Raw genomic sequence first — 13,679 nt, forward strand, 5'->3', positions numbered from 1 at the left:
GATCAGTAGCTGCCCGCCTGGCCGGTCTGGCTGCTGCCGAGCGCAAGCCGCGAATTGTAGGGCGAGTCGCCGTGCTTGGGCTCGAGCACCACGACGAGGGTGCCGACCTTGACGCGATCATAGAGGTCGATCGCATCCTCGTTGGTCAGGCGGATGCAGCCCGAGGAGATCGAGGCGCCGATATATTCCGGCTGGTTGGTGCCGTGGATGCGGAACAGCGTGTCCTTGCCGCCCGAATAGAGGTACATCGCGCGGGAGCCCATCGGATTGTCCGGACCCGGCGCGACATAGGTCGGCACGCCCAGGCGCGAGATCTCGCCGGGGGTCGGATGCCAGGCCGGCCATTCGGTCTTGCTGCCCACCTTGGCGATGCCCGACCAGGCCATGGCTTCTTCGCCGACGGTGATGCCGTAGCGGATCGCCTTGCCGCCATCCAGCACGTAGTAGAGATAATGGTTGTCGGAATCGACCACGATCGAGCCCGGCGTTTCCTTGCGGTGGTATTCGACGATGGCGCGGCGGAACGGCTCGGCAACCGCGGTGTTTTCGTACCGGACCTTGGCGAGCAGTTCCTTGTCCTTCGGCTTGAAGGCCTTGGTGTCGGTCGCCTCGTAACGCGTGGCCTGCATACAGCCCGACAGCATCAGGCCAGCGGCCAAAATCGCAAATTTAACTTTCAGCGACGACATGGTTTGGTTCCAATCAAAACAATACCGTGCGGAACGCCTGAGCTTAACGCCCAAGTTCCTCGACTCCGTTTAATCCCATTATCGTTGAAATCTGCCACAATTCCAGCACTGAAGCCCTTTTCCCGCGCTGCGAGAGCCTACCTGTGGCTTTTCTGCCGCAAATTTTGCGGCCGCGTGGAGGTTTTGGGGCGGGGAACGCCGGACTGTCGATTCCGTGCCACAGTTGGGCCATGGCACCGCCACAAATGCAAACGCTTCCTTAATGCAGTTGTCATCGTGAACTGGCCAGAATCGCGCTAAGGGCTGTCATTCTGTCGCAGATCCTCGGAGTCGTGCATGTTTTCGGTGTTTGTTCCCTCCGAGTCCGCGCTGAAGAAGGTTGTCGTTGAGAATCTCGCCGCGTTGCCCGAAAGCGCGGTCTGGATCGATCTCGTCAATCCGACCGGGGCCGAGGACAAGGCGGTAGAGCGGCTCGCGGGTGTCGCCATTCCGACCCGGGAGGACATGCAGGAGATCGAGATCTCCAGCCGCCTCTATATCGAGAATGGCGCGCGCTACATGACCGCGACGCTGATGTGCCACTCCGATACCGACATGCCCAGGACCACAGCGGTGACCTTCATCCTCGCCGATCATCGCCTGGTCACGGTGCGCTACGACCAGCCCAAGCCGTTTGCCCTGGTCGAGGCCAAGTTCGCCCGCTCCTGCGCGCCGTCCATCACCGGCGAGGCCGTGCTGATGGAGCTGCTGGACGCCGTCATCGACCGTTGCGCCGACATCCTGGAGCGATGCGGCGCCGAGATCGACCAGGTCAGCCACGACATCTTCGAGCCCGAGAGCGAGCGCCACGGGCAGGCCAAGAGATATTCCCAGATCCTGATCTCGATCGGCCGCAAGGGCGATTTGACCTCGAAGGTTCGCGAGAGCCTGGTCTCGATCGGCCGCGTCGTGACGTTCCTGTCCGCGGTGGTGGAGGGCGTGAAATGGTCAAAGGACATGCGCGAGCAGCTCAAGACCATGCAGCGTGACGTGGCATCACTGACCGACCACGCCTCCTATCTCTCCAACAAGATCACTTTCGTGCTCGACGCCATGCTCGGCGTCGTCAATCTCGAGCAGAACAACATCATCAAGCTGTTCTCGGTCATGGCCGTTGTCCTGATGCCGCCGACGCTGATCGCATCGATCTACGGCATGAACTTCAAGGTGATGCCGGAACTCGAATGGGTGCACGGCTATCCGATGGCGCTGGTGATGATGCTGATCGCCGCGATCGTCCCGTACTGGATATTCAAGTTCAAGAAGTGGCTCTGAACGCGTCGCGCTCTCGGAAAATAGTGACCGAGACCTTACGCCGGACGCAGAGACACGGCTCATCGTGTCGCAGAATAGATCGAGATTGAGGCGTCGCGGTGATGGGTGCACCGTGCCGCAATTCCTCCGGTAAAATTTGAGCGGTGGGCTGAACGTTTGCGCGAAACTTGTCTGCGATAAGCAGTGCGTAGCCGCGAGGAACAACCATGGTTGAGAAACACATAACGTCGCCCCGCAACGTCATCGATCTGGCGAACTATCGTCAGGCGATGACGATCGGCAAGGCGTCGTCGATGTCGGTGCGCATGTGCCGGCACTGTGGTGCTCCGCTGCTCGACGGTGAGAATGACGACGACTGCTCGACCGCATTCAGCTCGGCCGCTCCGCGGCCGCGCGACAGGTCACGTCGGATTCGAATCGATTGAGGAACGGAAGGTAAGGGCGATCCAGGTCTTGCGGCGGCGTTGTCTGGATCGCCTTGCTTCCTTCCTTCGTTATCTTTCAGGTCTGTCAGCTGTGACGCCTGATGGGCAGGTGCGCTAGCGGTCGACTGAACCGCTCATTCAGCCGAAACACAGCCTGTGTCGGCTGCTGTCAACCAGCTCGCGCAAAAATATTCCACTTTACCGAAATTCGGTTTTGGCGTATGTGTCGCCCATCCCGGCTCACCAGGAGGGGCGATCTCGAGGTCGTCTTGATCGCGAGCCGGGCTTGCGGTGGACGCGGCAGCGTCGGCATGAGAGGTGCGGGCAGGGCGGGTAGTCCCTGTGAGCCCGTGGCCGCGTGCAGACGAACGGCGCTGTTCAATTCGTCTCGCCACGTTCTTTCGGTAACGTCGACTAGGCCGGGAGATAACGTGGTGACCAGCGAATGCGCGTACGGCAAAACCGTGTGGTCCTGGCCGTCGTTGCTACGGTCAAGCCTGTTCGAAGATGCGCGCGAGCCCAACCGGGTGGACGGCATCGTCAATTCGAACGGCGAGGGAGGCCAAAGGAAAGTTCGGCTCCCGGGAGAGCGCGGCATAAGCCGTCCGACCATCGCGCAGGGAAGGTCGAGTGTTCGGCCACACCTGTATGCTGCTGTGCGGTTCTTCCTGCGTGTGCTCTAGCGCAGCGGACCGCGGGTGCGTGCCAGCACCCGGCCTTCCCTGCGCCCTCTTGGCTTGAGGGTGGAGCGACGAAGCAAATCTCGGGCGAATTCAGCCGCGAGAACGCGAAGGCATGCCTGCAAGGCACGAAGCAATCCGGAGTCTTTCCGCGGAAGGATTCCGGATTGCTTTGCTGTGCTCGCAATGACGAGAAGAACCTATACGTGCTGGCCGCCGTTGATGTGGATCTCCGCGCCGTTGACGTAGGAGCTGGTGTCCGTGCACAGCACGTAGATGATCTTGGCGACCTCGTCGGGGGTGCCGAGGCGGTGCATCGGGATCTGCTGCTCGACGATCTTCTCGGTGCCCGGCGACAGGATCGAAGTGTCGATCTCGCCCGGTGCGATGGCGTTGACGCGCACGCCGACGCGGCCGAAGTCGGAGGCCATCTCACGCGTCAGAGAGGCGAGCGCGGCCTTCGAGGTGGCGTAGGCGGCGCCCGCGAACGGATGCACGCGCGAGCCGGCGATCGAGGTGACGTTCACGACCGATCCCTTGGCCGCCTTCAATTCCTCGATCAGCCCGCGCGCGATCATGATCGGCGCGAAGAAGTTGACGTGGAAGACATGCGTCCAGGTATCGAGATCGGTGTCGACCGAGCCGAGCCGGGAGCCGCCGGGGCCCTTCGGCGAGATCGCGGCGTTGTTGACCAGCGCATGCAGCATGCCGCCTTCGAGCCGGTCGCGGATATCGGAAATCGCGCGGGTCGTGTCCGCGGGACTGCCGAGATCGACCTGAATGTGATCCTCAGGGCCGGCATCCCACGGACAATCCTCCGGGAACGGATGCCGCGAGCAGGTGATGACGCGCCACCCCGCCGAGGAAAAGCGGATCACGGTGGCGTGGCCGATGCCGCGGCTTGCTCCGGTCAGGAGCAGCGTGCGGCGCGGCGCATTGGACGAATGCGGCATGGACATCTTTCAGGTCGGCCCAAAGTTTTAAGGGTACATCCGCGTCTTGGACCACGGTTGGCCGACCGCGTCACGGCGAAATTCGATGCGGTCGTGCAGACGGAATGGGCGGTCGTGCCAGAACTCGATCCGCGCGGGCGTGATGCGCCAGCCGCTCCAGCCCGGCGGCCGCGGCACTTCGCCGATGACGTGTCTGGCCGCGACTTTCGCGATGGCTTGTTCGAAGGCGAAGCGGCTCTCCAGCTCCTGCGACTGCTTGCTCGCCCAGGCGCCGATCTGGGCCTGCTTGGGCCGGGTGGCGAAATAGGCGTCGGCCTCGGCCTCCGTCACCGGCGTCACGTTGCCGCGGATGCGGACCTGACGGCGCAGCGACTTCCAGTGAAAAAGTAAAGCGGCCTTAGGATTTGCGGCGAGTTCGCGGCCCTTCTGGCTTGCGATGTGGCTGTAGAAGACAAAACCCTCGGTATCGAAGCCTTTCATCAGCACCATGCGCACATCAGGCAGCCCGTCGGGGTCGACGGTTGCGAGCGCCATGGCGTTCGGATCGTTCGGCTCGCTCTTGATCGCCTCGTTCAGCCAGCTGTCGAACAGCGCAAATGGCTCGTCGGCGGCGGTGAAATCACCGGATGTTAAGGGTGTCTGGTGTTTCATCGAGGTCGTGTCGGTCATGTCTGGAGTCCGAGTTGCGTCCCGCGGCCCAAAACGCGTTGTCGTCCGCTACCGCCCTATATAGGGCATGGGGACGCGTTGGCCTATCGGCGATCCGACCCACAGGCCTCGTCATGACGATCATTCTGATCGGACTCGGTACCGGGGGATGCAGCTTTTCCCGCAAGGACCAGAGCGCCTACGCCAAGGCCGACGACAGCGACCTCACCGGCTCGATCGCGCGACCGGCGAAGGAGGCCCCGCCGACCGAGACCGATCTCGCCTTCGCCCGCAACGCCGCCTCCGACGTCCTCAGCAAGGGCGACAAGGATTCCAGTCAGCATTGGGAGAATCCGGAGACCGGGGCGCGCGGCTCGGTGACGCCGATCGCGCAATCCTATGCCGCCGAGGACGGCCGCAAATGCCGCGATTTCCTGGCGAGCTATGTCAACGGGGCGACCGAAAGCTGGCTCCAGGGCGCCGGCTGCCAAAGCACCCGTGGCCGTTGGGAGATTCATACGCTAAAGCCGTGGCGGAGCTAGGATTCGGTCGGCAAGCCTAGTTGCAAAAATGCCACTCCGCCCCCACATGGATCGTAGGTGGGGCGGGGAGCCCTTTGAACAATTCGATTTCTTGAAGGAGACGTGACGGATGCGCGACCCCTATGAGGTCTTGGGGGTGCCGCGGAGCGCTAGCGCTGCCGCGATCAAGAGCGCCTATCGCAAGCTTGCCAAGAAGCACCATCCCGACAGCAACAAGGACGACCCCAAAGCCGCCGAGCGCTTCTCCGAGATCAACTCGGCGAACGAGATCATCGGCGACGAGGACAAGCGCAAGCAGTTCGACCGCGGCGAGATCGACGCCGAGGGGAAGCCGCGCTTCCAGGGGTTTCCGGGCGGTGGCGGGCCGCGTGGCCGCGCCGGTCCCGGCGGCTTCGAAAGCTATTCGTTCCGCTCCGGCGGCGGCCCTGGCCAGGGCGGCGGCGCCTTCGAGGATATCCTCAACAGCATGTTCGGCGGCGGGATGCGCGGCGCCCGTCCCGGGGCCGGCGGTGGAGCCCAGTTCGAATTCGACACCGGCGGCGTCGGGCTCGATCTCGACGTCAACGTTGCCATGTCCGTCTCGCTGGAAGAGTCGGTCAAGGGCGGCGAGAAACGCGTCCGGCTGCCGACGGGCAAGGAGCTCAACGTCAAGATTCCCGCCGGCGTCACCGAGGGCCAGCAGATCCGGCTCCGGGGGCAAGGCGAGTCCGCGCAAGGCCATCCGCCCGGCGATCTCCTGATCACCATCAACATTGCCCCGCACCCGTTCTTCAAGGTCGAGGGCGCCGACCTCAGGATCGACCTGCCGGTCACGCTCTACGAGGCCGTGCTCGGGGCCAAGGTCCGCGTGCCTACCCTCGGCAACGCCGTGGAGCTTTCGGTCCCGAAAAACACCTCCAGCGGCCGGACCTTCCGCCTCAAGGGCAAGGGCCTGCCAAAATCCGGTGGAACCGGGGATCTCTTCGTCACCGTAAGGATTATGCTACCGGACGGGAACGACGCCGAGCTTGAAGCATTGATGGAGAAGTGGCGGGACCAACACCCCTACAATCCACGTAGCGGGCTTGGTTAGGCGATTCGAACTGAAGGGGTTCTCCTAAAGGCCTAGGGCATCGTCCGGGAGATGATGCTCATCATATGCCTGAGGCGTGGTAGCGCTTCACGAATTCGACGTGTCGGCTGTCCGGCGGGGCAGCCGATAAAAAGGTGCGGCCTCGAGAGGGGGACCAGCGCGGTACCAAAAACCCCAATCGAGGCCGCCCGCGTCGATCGGCGGATCGAACGCTGCTCATTTTCGCGTGATCATCCGGTGCGATAATGAGACGCGCCGATGTCTTCATTCCAAATTTTCAATGTCGGAATCTGGGCACTGCGGTGCAGCAGTCTCTCAGGTACCGTTTTTCTCGGCCTGATCATAGACCGCCTGCGCCACCTTGGTCAGCCGGTCGCGATCACCGCCCCCGCTGACGACGTAGCCGACGCCGCGCTCGGCCCAGAACAGCGCGCCGTCCTTGTCCGTTTTGGCGTAGCGCATTTGCGTTGCACCATTCTCGGTCTTGGCCGTGTAGATGGTGTAGCGCTCGCCCGAGGCACCTTCATACATCAGGAACGAGGCCGGACCGCTTGGCCCCGGCAAAAGCCGGCCGCCGACGAGCTTCAGCCCGCTGGCCTCCAGGTTCGGCGCGAACACGGTCCAGCCGCAGCGCCGGGTCAGCCAGGCCTGGAGGTGGTCGCGCTCATTGCCGCCGACCTCGACGGGGTGGCGGACCTCGACGACATAGAGACGGTGTGCGTCGAGCGCGTCCGCGGTAAAGCTCTGGAAGGTCGAGGGCGCGCTGGCGGCGCCGTGTGCGACCCAGCCGGCCGTGCCGCCGGCGACGAAAGCAACCAGCACAGCCGCGGCGGCGCCATAGAGCCATTGCCGCGGGCGGCGTTCCAGCCGCTCGAGCTCCAGCCGCGCCGGCACCGGCTCCTGGGCAATGGAATCGTAGCGGGCGTGCAGCATCTCCGCCATCGCGCGCCAGGACTGCACGCGCTCGGCCTCTTCAGGATGGGCGGCAAGCCAGGCCTCGACGTCGGCGCGGCGCTCGGCCGGCAGCTCGCCGTCGACATAGGCGTGCAGTTCGTCCTCGGTCACTGGGATCTTGCGCTCGTTCATTTCGATCGTCTCTGGCTCTGTGGCCCTGAATGTCGTTCAAAGTTCAACTTCGCGTCGCTCATCGGCATGCTGCCGGCGGACAATACGCGATGCATCAATCCTGCCATCATTTCACCCGCCGCAGTGCCGGGCGCTCGCCTTCCAGCGAGGCCTTGACGTGGGCGCGGGCGCGGGCGAGGCGCGACATCACGGTGCCGATCGGCACACCCTGGATGTCGGCGACCTCGCGGTAGCTCATGCCTTCCAGCATGACCAGCAGCAACACCGAGCGTTGCTCCTCGACGAGCGTCGCCAGCGCCCTCTCGATGTCGCGGCCTTCGGCTTCGGTGCCGCTGGCATCCGGGTTGTTGTCCGTCAGCTGCATGAACTGCGGACGCCTTGCCAGCGAGCGCCGCCGATTCTTGTTGAGGTTGGTCAGGATCGTGTAGAGCCAGCTCCTGACGTCGCCCCCGAGAAACAATCGCTCCGAGCGCAGGGCCCGCACCAGCGTGTCCTGCACCAGATCGTCGGCTGCGTCCGCGTCGCGCGTGAGCGCGCGGGCGTAGCGGCGCAACGCCGGGATCATGGCTTCCACACTCTGGCGAAACGCACTCATTGCGGTCTTGACGTCCTGGTGTCAGGCGCGAGCGCCCATAGCGATCATAACACCCGAATGGAACGGCTATTCCGCCGCTCTAAACAGCGTTAACACGGCGTATTAGGGCTGTACCGCAGGGGAGGGCTGGTGTACCTCCAGACCTCACCAAGAGTTCGACGGGACGTTCAAAAATGGCGCAGAATTCAGGTCTGATGCAGGGAAAGCGCGGGGTGATCCTCGGTCTTGCCAACAACCGCTCGATCGCCTGGGGCATCGCCAAGGCATGCCACGCCGCCGGCGCCGAGCTCGCCTTCACCTATCAGGGCGATGCGCTGAAGAAGCGCGTCGAGCCGCTCGCCGCCGAGATCGGTGGTCTCGTGCTCGGCCATTGCGACGTCACCGATGCTGCGACCATCGATGCCGCGTTCGCGGTGCTGAAGGAGAAGTGGGGCAAGATCGACTTCCTGGTGCACGCGATCGCCTATGGCGAGCAGCTCGAGGGCCGCTACGTCGACACCACGGCGGAGAATTTTTCCAAGTCGATGCTGATCTCCTGCTACTCGTTCACGGCCGTGGCGCAGCGCGCCGAGAAGCTGATGACGGATGGCGGTTCGATGATCACGCTCTCCTATTACGGTGCCGAGAAGTGGATGCCGCATTACAACGTGATGGGCGTGGCCAAGGCGGCGCTGGAGGCTAGCGTACGCTATCTCGCCGCCGATCTCGGCGAGAAGAACATTCGCGTCAACGCGATCTCGGCCGGTCCCATCAAGACCCTCGCGGCATCCGGCATCGGCGACTTCCGCTATATCCTGAAGTGGAACGAGACCAACGCGCCGATGCGGCGCAACGTTTCGACGGAAGACGTCGGCGGCAGCGCGTTGTATCTGCTCTCCGACCTCTCGCGCGGCGTCACCGGCGAGGTGCATCACGTCGATTCCGGCTATCACGTGCTGGGCATGAAGCGGCCCGATGCCCCGGACATTTCGTTCGGCGGCAAGGACTAGTTTCAAATCCGGAATGGCCGTGCCCACGATCTACTATCTTCGCCACGGCGAGACCGAGTGGAATGCGCTCGGCAGGCTTCAGGGCACCAAGGACATCCCGCTGAACGCGCGCGGGCGCGATCAAGCCATCCAGGCCGGCAGCATCCTCGCCGATTTGTTCAAGCGCGAGGGGCGCGACAAGGCGGCGCTGCCTTACGTGTCGAGCCCGCTCGGCCGTGCGCGCCAGACCATGGAGCTCGCGCGCGGCAAGCTCGAACTACCGGTTGCCGACTATGCGCTCGATGATCGGCTGCGCGAGATCGGCTACGGCAGCTGGGAAGGGCTGACGCTGGCCGAGAGCGAGGCGAAAGATCCTGACATTTACGCAAGGCGCCTCGCCGACAAATGGACGGTGGGTCCGGCGGGCGGGGAGACCTATGCCGACGTCCAAATCCGCGTGCGCGCCTGGTACGATCAGCTCCAGGCCGACACCGTCGCGGTCGCCCATGGCGGCACCTGCCGGGCCCTGATGGTGTCGCTTGGGCTGGAGACACCAGCCAGCGCCGCCGAGCTCTATATCCAGCAGGGCGCCGTCTACGTGTTCCGCGAGGGACGGCTGGAGAAGTTCAGTTAGGCCACCATCGTCATTCCGGGGCGGTGCGAAGCACCGAACCCGGAATCTCGAGATTCCCCGGTGCGCAATTGCGCACCTGCGGTCTGGTCCTTCGGACCATCCTGGAATGAAGGAACGGGGTTGAACGCCGTGTTCCGCGGCGCTACCACAAGTCAGAACTGACTTACGAACCACCGAGCAGCGATGTCCTTCAACACCTTCGGCCACATGTTCCGCGTCACCACCTTCGGCGAAAGCCATGGGGTGGCTATCGGCTGCGTGGTCGACGGCTGTCCGCCCATGATCCCGCTCACCGAGGCCGACATCCAGGGCGACCTCGATCGCCGCCGGCCCGGTCAATCGCGCTTCACCACCCAGCGCCAGGAGCCGGACCAGGTCAAAATCCTCTCCGGCGTGATGGCGCATCCGGAGACCGGCGTGCAGGTGACGACGGGCACGCCGATCGGGCTCCTGATCGAGAACACCGACCAGCGCTCGAAGGACTATTCCGAGATCAAGGACAAGTTTCGCCCCGGGCACGCCGACTTCACCTATGAAGCCAAATACGGCCTGCGCGATTATCGCGGCGGCGGCCGCTCGTCCGCGCGCGAGACCGCGACGCGCGTCGCGGCCGGTGCGATCGCGCGAAAAGTGCTGCCCGACGTCCGCGTGCGGGGCGCTCTGGTGCAGATGGGCCCGCACAAGATCGACCGCGCCAAGTGGGACTGGGACGAGATCGCAAGGAATCCGTTCTTCTGCCCGGACAAGGACAAGGCCGCGTTTTTCGAGACCTATCTCGACGGCATCCGCAAGAGCGGCTCCTCGATCGGCGCGGTGATCGAAATCGTCGCCGAAGGCGTGCCCGCCGGACTGGGCGCGCCGATCTACGCCAAGCTCGATTCCGATCTGGCGGGGGCGATGATGACCATCAACGCGGTGAAGGGCGTCGAGATCGGCGCCGGCTTTGGCGCGGCCGAGCTCACCGGCGAGGAGAATGCCGACGAGATGCGCACCGGCAATGACGGTACGCGCTTCCTGTCCAACCATGCCGGCGGCGTGCTGGGCGGGATCTCCACGGGGCAGCCGGTGGTGGTGCGTTTCGCGGTGAAGCCGACCTCCTCGATCCTGCAGCCCCGCCGGACTGTCGATCGCCAGGGCGCAGACACCGAAATCTTCACGAAGGGCCGCCATGACCCCTGCGTCGGCATCCGCGCCGTTCCCGTCGGCGAGGCCATGATGGCGTGCGTGCTGGCCGACCACTTTCTGCGCGACCGCGGGCAGGTGGGGCGCTAGCGCCGAGTAGGGCGTCGCGCCGCGGTACTACCCACCGCGCAGCTTGACGATCCCGCAACTTCGTCAGCAAATGCGGGCATGCAAAGCTCCGAGCTCCAGCGCGTCTCTAACTGGCTGATCGACGGCGCTTGGGCAGCTCAGGAGTCGACCGTAGGGATTGCCGATTTCTGCGAACATCTCGTCGCGGCCGGCCTGCCGCTGACGCGTTTCGGCATTTTCATCCGTACGCTGCATCCCGAAGTCTTCGGCCGCAACTTCATCTGGCGGCAGGGGGAGGAGGTCGAAGTCGGCACCGTCGATTTCGACATCCTGGACACCCCCGAATTCGCCCGCAGTCCGCTCCGCATCGTCTTCGAGCAGGGCATCGAGGTCAGGGGACGCGCAAGCGATCCCCACAGCACGCGGTTTCCGTTCGTCAACGACATGCGGGCCGAAGGCGCGACCGACTACGTCGCGGTGCCGATGCCGTTTCTCGACGGCTCGGTCCATGCCACGAGCTGGGTGACACGGCATCCGGGCGGCTTCAGCGATGACCATATCGCGGCGATCCGGTCCATCGTGACGCCGCTGGCGCGCGTCAGCGAGATCATCACCCTGCGCCGTACCGCCGAGATGCTGCTCGACACCTATGTGGGCAACCGCGCCGGCGCGCGCATCCTCGGCGGCCAGATCCGCCGTGGCCATAACGACACGATGCAGGCCGCGATCTGGCTCTCGGACCTGCGCGGCTTCACCGCGCTCTCGGACCGGCTGCCCGCCGAGACCGTCGTCGAGATCCTCAACCACTATTTCGATTGCCAGGTCACCGCGATCCGTGGCCATGGCGGCGAGGTACTGAAATTCATGGGCGACGGCCTGCTCGCGGTGTTTCCGATCGACGAATATGTCGGCGACGCCGCTCATGTCTGCGCGCGCGTGCTGGAAGCGGCGCGCGAATCCCGCGCCAGCGTCGAGGCGCTGGCCTTTCCAGTCGGCGACGCCGTCGAGCGCTTCCGCTTCGGTGTCGCGCTGCATGTCGGCAACATCCTCTACGGCAATATCGGCGGCGGCAACCGCCTCGACTTCACCTGCATCGGCCCCGCGGTGAACCTTGCCGCAAGGCTTGAGAAGATCACGGGTCGGCTGGGGCGGACCGTCGTCGCCTCGGAAGGTTTTGCCAATGTCTGCCGGCACGACTGGCACGAGCTCGGCGAATTTCCGATTGCCGGGTTCTCCAAGGCGCAGCGCGTGTACGGGCTGGCGGAAGAGACGCCGGCGCTGGTCGATTGAGCCGCTATTCCTCCGGCTCGGTCGTGAACAGCAGTGGATAGCCCTTGGCGCGGCCGGCGTCGGTGGCGCGGGTCGCCTTGGTCTCGGCGACGTCCTTGGTGAATACGGCGACGACGCAGGCCCCTAGCTTGTGGGCGGTGATCATGACCTTAAAGGCCTGATCCTCCGTCATGCGGAATTCGGCCTTCAGCACCATGGTGACGAATTCGCGCGGCGTGTAGTCATCGTTGATCAGGATGACCTTGTGCAGCTTCGGCCGCTCGACCTTGGTCTTCGTCCTGGTTTTCGGCTTGGTAACGGTGTCGTTCATTCCGCCTCCTGGAATCGGCGGGCTCGGTTCCAGCCGCGGCGATCAGCTCGCAGCCTTCTCACCATATTGCAGGACCTGCACCTTCTCCAAGGTGATCAGCCCGCTCGACATCATGCCATCCAGGATGGGCAGGAATGCGTTGATGTTGTCCTCGCTGTCGACGATCTCGATCAGCAGCGGCAAATCTTCCGAAAGCCGCAGGATCTTCGAGGTGTGCAGCCGGCTCGATTTGCCGAAGCCCATGGGCCCGCGCAGCACGGTGGCGCCGGCAAGGTGCCGCTCGCGCGCCGTCATCACGATCGCTTCATAGAGCGGTTTGCCCTCGAAATGATCGCTCTCGCCGATGAAAATCCGGAGCGAAACTGCCTGATTGGGAATTTGCATGGTCAGCTCCTTGTCAAGCGGTTGTAGCGGCTCGCCATGATATGGCCGCTCCATACCGACACCAGCCAGCAGATCACGGAAGCGGCGATGTAGGCGAGCGCCGTGTATTTCATGCCGCCATGGAGCAGGCGGAAGGTCTCCAGGCTGAAAGTCGAAAAGGTGGTGTAGCCGCCGCAGAACCCGGTCATGACGAACTGCCGGTGCTCGGGCCGCGCCAGCATCCGGCCATCCGGGCCGGTCAGCGTCGCGTAGAAGCCGATGATCAGCGAGCCCGTCGCGTTGATGAACAGCGTAGCGAAGGGAAAGCCCGGTCCGGTATCGAGTGCAAGCCCGACCAGATAACGCGTCAGGCCGCCGACGATGCTGCCGGCGGCAACCCAGGCATAGAGCATTGCAGTGCGCCAGCGCTCGGCGGAAGGGGAGTTCATCAGCCGCTAGCCTCCCAGACGATCCGCAAGGAGGAAGCCGCAACTGACGGCGGCAAGGCACAGTCCGACGGAGAACACGATGTTGCCGAGCGCGTGCATCGGCTCGCCGCTTCGCGCGAGCGTCAGCGTCTGCAGGCTGAACGAGGACACCGTGGTGTAGCAGCCGAGAAATCCTGTCACCGCGAACAGCCACGGATCGGGCGTGGCGAACACCGAGCCGGGATGGGTCGCCAGCGCGCCGAAAATGCCGATCAGGAAGGCGCCGGTGACGTTGATGGTCATGGTGCCCCACGGAAAGGTCTCGCCCAGCCGCCGCGCGATCGCACCGGAGACGAAATAGCGTGTGCAGCCCCCTAGGGCGCTACCGACCACGATCGCGATTGCTCCGCTCAGCACGATGAACAGCCTCC

17 protein-coding genes are annotated in these 13,679 nt (G+C 64.2%); 8 read left to right on the forward strand and 9 right to left on the reverse strand.

Translation table 11 applies throughout. The annotated features are described in order from the left end of the window. Positions 1–2: 2 nt before the first annotated feature. Entirely contained in the window at positions 3–689 is a 687-nt protein-coding gene (locus tag XH83_RS09490) for a L,D-transpeptidase (RefSeq protein ID WP_194406742.1), read from the reverse strand. Between the two features lie 336 nt (positions 690–1,025). Here XH83_RS09490 and XH83_RS09495 point away from each other — a divergent pair, with 336 nt between their 5' ends. Both XH83_RS09495 and XH83_RS09500 read left to right on the forward strand, forming a co-directional pair. Then, positions 1,026–2,003: a magnesium transporter CorA family protein gene (locus XH83_RS09495; RefSeq protein WP_194406743.1), complete on the forward strand. Its 978-nt coding sequence runs from the start codon at positions 1,026–1,028 to the stop codon at positions 2,001–2,003. 206 nt (positions 2,004–2,209) lie between these two features. After that, positions 2,210–2,428 carry a hypothetical protein gene (locus XH83_RS09500; RefSeq protein ID WP_194406744.1) on the forward strand — a complete coding sequence of 73 codons (219 nt, stop codon included), beginning with the start codon at positions 2,210–2,212 and terminating at the stop codon, positions 2,426–2,428. Between the two features lie 880 nt (positions 2,429–3,308). Here XH83_RS09500 and XH83_RS09505 read toward each other — a convergent pair. Both XH83_RS09505 and pdxH read right to left on the reverse strand, forming a co-directional pair. Continuing rightward, positions 3,309–4,061: an SDR family NAD(P)-dependent oxidoreductase gene (locus XH83_RS09505; RefSeq protein WP_194406745.1), complete on the reverse strand. Its 753-nt coding sequence runs from the start codon at positions 4,059–4,061 to the stop codon at positions 3,309–3,311. 27 nt (positions 4,062–4,088) lie between these two features. Then, on the reverse strand, positions 4,089–4,730 hold the full coding sequence (gene pdxH / locus XH83_RS09510) for a pyridoxamine 5'-phosphate oxidase (RefSeq protein ID WP_194406746.1): 642 nt from the start codon (positions 4,728–4,730) through the stop codon (positions 4,089–4,091). Between the two features lie 113 nt (positions 4,731–4,843). Here pdxH and XH83_RS09515 point away from each other — a divergent pair, with 113 nt between their 5' ends. Together XH83_RS09515 and XH83_RS09520 are read left to right on the forward strand one after the other, a co-directional pair. Beyond that, positions 4,844–5,251, forward strand: a complete 408-nt coding sequence (locus XH83_RS09515; RefSeq protein WP_194406747.1) for an RT0821/Lpp0805 family surface protein — start codon at positions 4,844–4,846, stop codon at positions 5,249–5,251. Positions 5,252–5,360: 109 nt separating this feature from the next. Continuing rightward, the gene (locus tag XH83_RS09520) at positions 5,361–6,323 is read left to right on the forward strand and encodes a DnaJ C-terminal domain-containing protein (protein WP_194406748.1); all 963 of its coding nucleotides are present in this window, start codon (positions 5,361–5,363) and stop codon (positions 6,321–6,323) included. Positions 6,324–6,638: 315 nt separating this feature from the next. Here the strand turns inward: XH83_RS09520 and XH83_RS09525 are convergent, their stop codons facing one another. Both XH83_RS09525 and XH83_RS09530 read right to left on the reverse strand, forming a co-directional pair. Further along, positions 6,639–7,409, reverse strand: coding sequence for an anti-sigma factor (locus XH83_RS09525; RefSeq protein ID WP_194406749.1), 771 nt, complete (start codon positions 7,407–7,409; stop codon positions 6,639–6,641). A gap of 106 nt (positions 7,410–7,515) precedes the next feature. Then, positions 7,516–8,004, reverse strand: a complete 489-nt coding sequence (locus tag XH83_RS09530) for a sigma-70 family RNA polymerase sigma factor (RefSeq protein WP_194406750.1) — start codon at positions 8,002–8,004, stop codon at positions 7,516–7,518. 173 nt (positions 8,005–8,177) lie between these two features. Between XH83_RS09530 and fabI the strand changes: the two genes are divergently transcribed. The 4 genes from fabI to XH83_RS09550 all read left to right on the forward strand — a co-directional run bounded on the left by fabI (position 8,178) and on the right by XH83_RS09550 (position 12,147). Then, positions 8,178–8,993, forward strand: a complete 816-nt coding sequence (gene fabI / locus XH83_RS09535; protein ID WP_194406751.1) for an enoyl-ACP reductase FabI — start codon at positions 8,178–8,180, stop codon at positions 8,991–8,993. A 13-nt stretch (positions 8,994–9,006) separates the two neighbouring features. Then, positions 9,007–9,606 carry a histidine phosphatase family protein gene (locus XH83_RS09540; protein WP_194406752.1) on the forward strand — a complete coding sequence of 200 codons (600 nt, stop codon included), beginning with the start codon at positions 9,007–9,009 and terminating at the stop codon, positions 9,604–9,606. 183 nt (positions 9,607–9,789) lie between these two features. Continuing rightward, a complete protein-coding gene (aroC, locus tag XH83_RS09545; RefSeq protein WP_194406753.1) occupies positions 9,790–10,878 on the forward strand; it encodes a chorismate synthase in 1,089 nt (362 codons plus the stop codon). A gap of 78 nt (positions 10,879–10,956) precedes the next feature. Beyond that, positions 10,957–12,147, forward strand: coding sequence for an adenylate/guanylate cyclase domain-containing protein (locus tag XH83_RS09550; protein ID WP_194406754.1), 1,191 nt, complete (start codon positions 10,957–10,959; stop codon positions 12,145–12,147). Between the two features lie 4 nt (positions 12,148–12,151). Here the strand turns inward: XH83_RS09550 and clpS are convergent, their stop codons facing one another. The 4 genes from clpS to crcB (XH83_RS09570) are packed head-to-tail and all read right to left on the reverse strand — an operon-like array spanning position 12,152 to position 13,665. Next, positions 12,152–12,457, reverse strand: coding sequence for an ATP-dependent Clp protease adapter ClpS (gene clpS, locus XH83_RS09555; RefSeq protein ID WP_194406755.1), 306 nt, complete (start codon positions 12,455–12,457; stop codon positions 12,152–12,154). A gap of 42 nt (positions 12,458–12,499) precedes the next feature. Next, positions 12,500–12,841, reverse strand: coding sequence for a DUF190 domain-containing protein (locus tag XH83_RS09560; protein WP_194406756.1), 342 nt, complete (start codon positions 12,839–12,841; stop codon positions 12,500–12,502). Between the two features lie 2 nt (positions 12,842–12,843). Beyond that, entirely contained in the window at positions 12,844–13,269 is a 426-nt protein-coding gene (gene crcB / locus XH83_RS09565; RefSeq protein ID WP_194406757.1) for a fluoride efflux transporter CrcB, read from the reverse strand. Positions 13,270–13,275: 6 nt separating this feature from the next. Continuing rightward, complete coding sequence (crcB, locus tag XH83_RS09570; RefSeq protein WP_371746308.1) at positions 13,276–13,665, reverse strand: fluoride efflux transporter CrcB; 390 nt, start codon at positions 13,663–13,665, stop codon at positions 13,276–13,278. Positions 13,666–13,679 lie beyond the last annotated feature (14 nt).

Source organism: Bradyrhizobium sp. CCBAU 53351 (assembly GCF_015291745.1).
GTDB lineage: Bacteria > Pseudomonadota > Alphaproteobacteria > Rhizobiales > Xanthobacteraceae > Bradyrhizobium.

Excerpts from the sequence above, each read along its gene's own strand:
- XH83_RS09530 (WP_194406750.1), bottom strand. The coding sequence starts at position 8,004 with ATGAGTGCGTTTCGCCAGAGTGTGGAAGCCATGATCCCGGCGTTGCGC.
- XH83_RS09490 (WP_194406742.1), bottom strand. The coding sequence starts at position 689 with ATGTCGTCGCTGAAAGTTAAATTTGCGATTTTGGCCGCTGGCCTGATG.
- XH83_RS09505 (WP_194406745.1), bottom strand. The coding sequence starts at position 4,061 with ATGCCGCATTCGTCCAATGCGCCGCGCCGCACGCTGCTCCTGACCGGA.
- crcB (WP_194406757.1), bottom strand. The coding sequence starts at position 13,269 with ATGAACTCCCCTTCCGCCGAGCGCTGGCGCACTGCAATGCTCTATGCC.
- XH83_RS09500 (WP_194406744.1), top strand. The coding sequence starts at position 2,210 with ATGGTTGAGAAACACATAACGTCGCCCCGCAACGTCATCGATCTGGCG.
- XH83_RS09515 (WP_194406747.1), top strand. The coding sequence starts at position 4,844 with ATGACGATCATTCTGATCGGACTCGGTACCGGGGGATGCAGCTTTTCC.
- XH83_RS09560 (WP_194406756.1), bottom strand. The coding sequence starts at position 12,841 with ATGCAAATTCCCAATCAGGCAGTTTCGCTCCGGATTTTCATCGGCGAG.
- XH83_RS09495 (WP_194406743.1), top strand. The coding sequence starts at position 1,026 with ATGTTTTCGGTGTTTGTTCCCTCCGAGTCCGCGCTGAAGAAGGTTGTC.
- XH83_RS09525 (WP_194406749.1), bottom strand. The coding sequence starts at position 7,409 with ATGAACGAGCGCAAGATCCCAGTGACCGAGGACGAACTGCACGCCTAT.
- XH83_RS09520 (WP_194406748.1), top strand. The coding sequence starts at position 5,361 with ATGCGCGACCCCTATGAGGTCTTGGGGGTGCCGCGGAGCGCTAGCGCT.
- fabI (WP_194406751.1), top strand. The coding sequence starts at position 8,178 with ATGGCGCAGAATTCAGGTCTGATGCAGGGAAAGCGCGGGGTGATCCTC.
- pdxH (WP_194406746.1), bottom strand. The coding sequence starts at position 4,730 with ATGACCGACACGACCTCGATGAAACACCAGACACCCTTAACATCCGGT.
- aroC (WP_194406753.1), top strand. The coding sequence starts at position 9,790 with ATGTCCTTCAACACCTTCGGCCACATGTTCCGCGTCACCACCTTCGGC.
- clpS (WP_194406755.1), bottom strand. The coding sequence starts at position 12,457 with ATGAACGACACCGTTACCAAGCCGAAAACCAGGACGAAGACCAAGGTC.
- XH83_RS09540 (WP_194406752.1), top strand. The coding sequence starts at position 9,007 with ATGGCCGTGCCCACGATCTACTATCTTCGCCACGGCGAGACCGAGTGG.
- XH83_RS09550 (WP_194406754.1), top strand. The coding sequence starts at position 10,957 with ATGCAAAGCTCCGAGCTCCAGCGCGTCTCTAACTGGCTGATCGACGGC.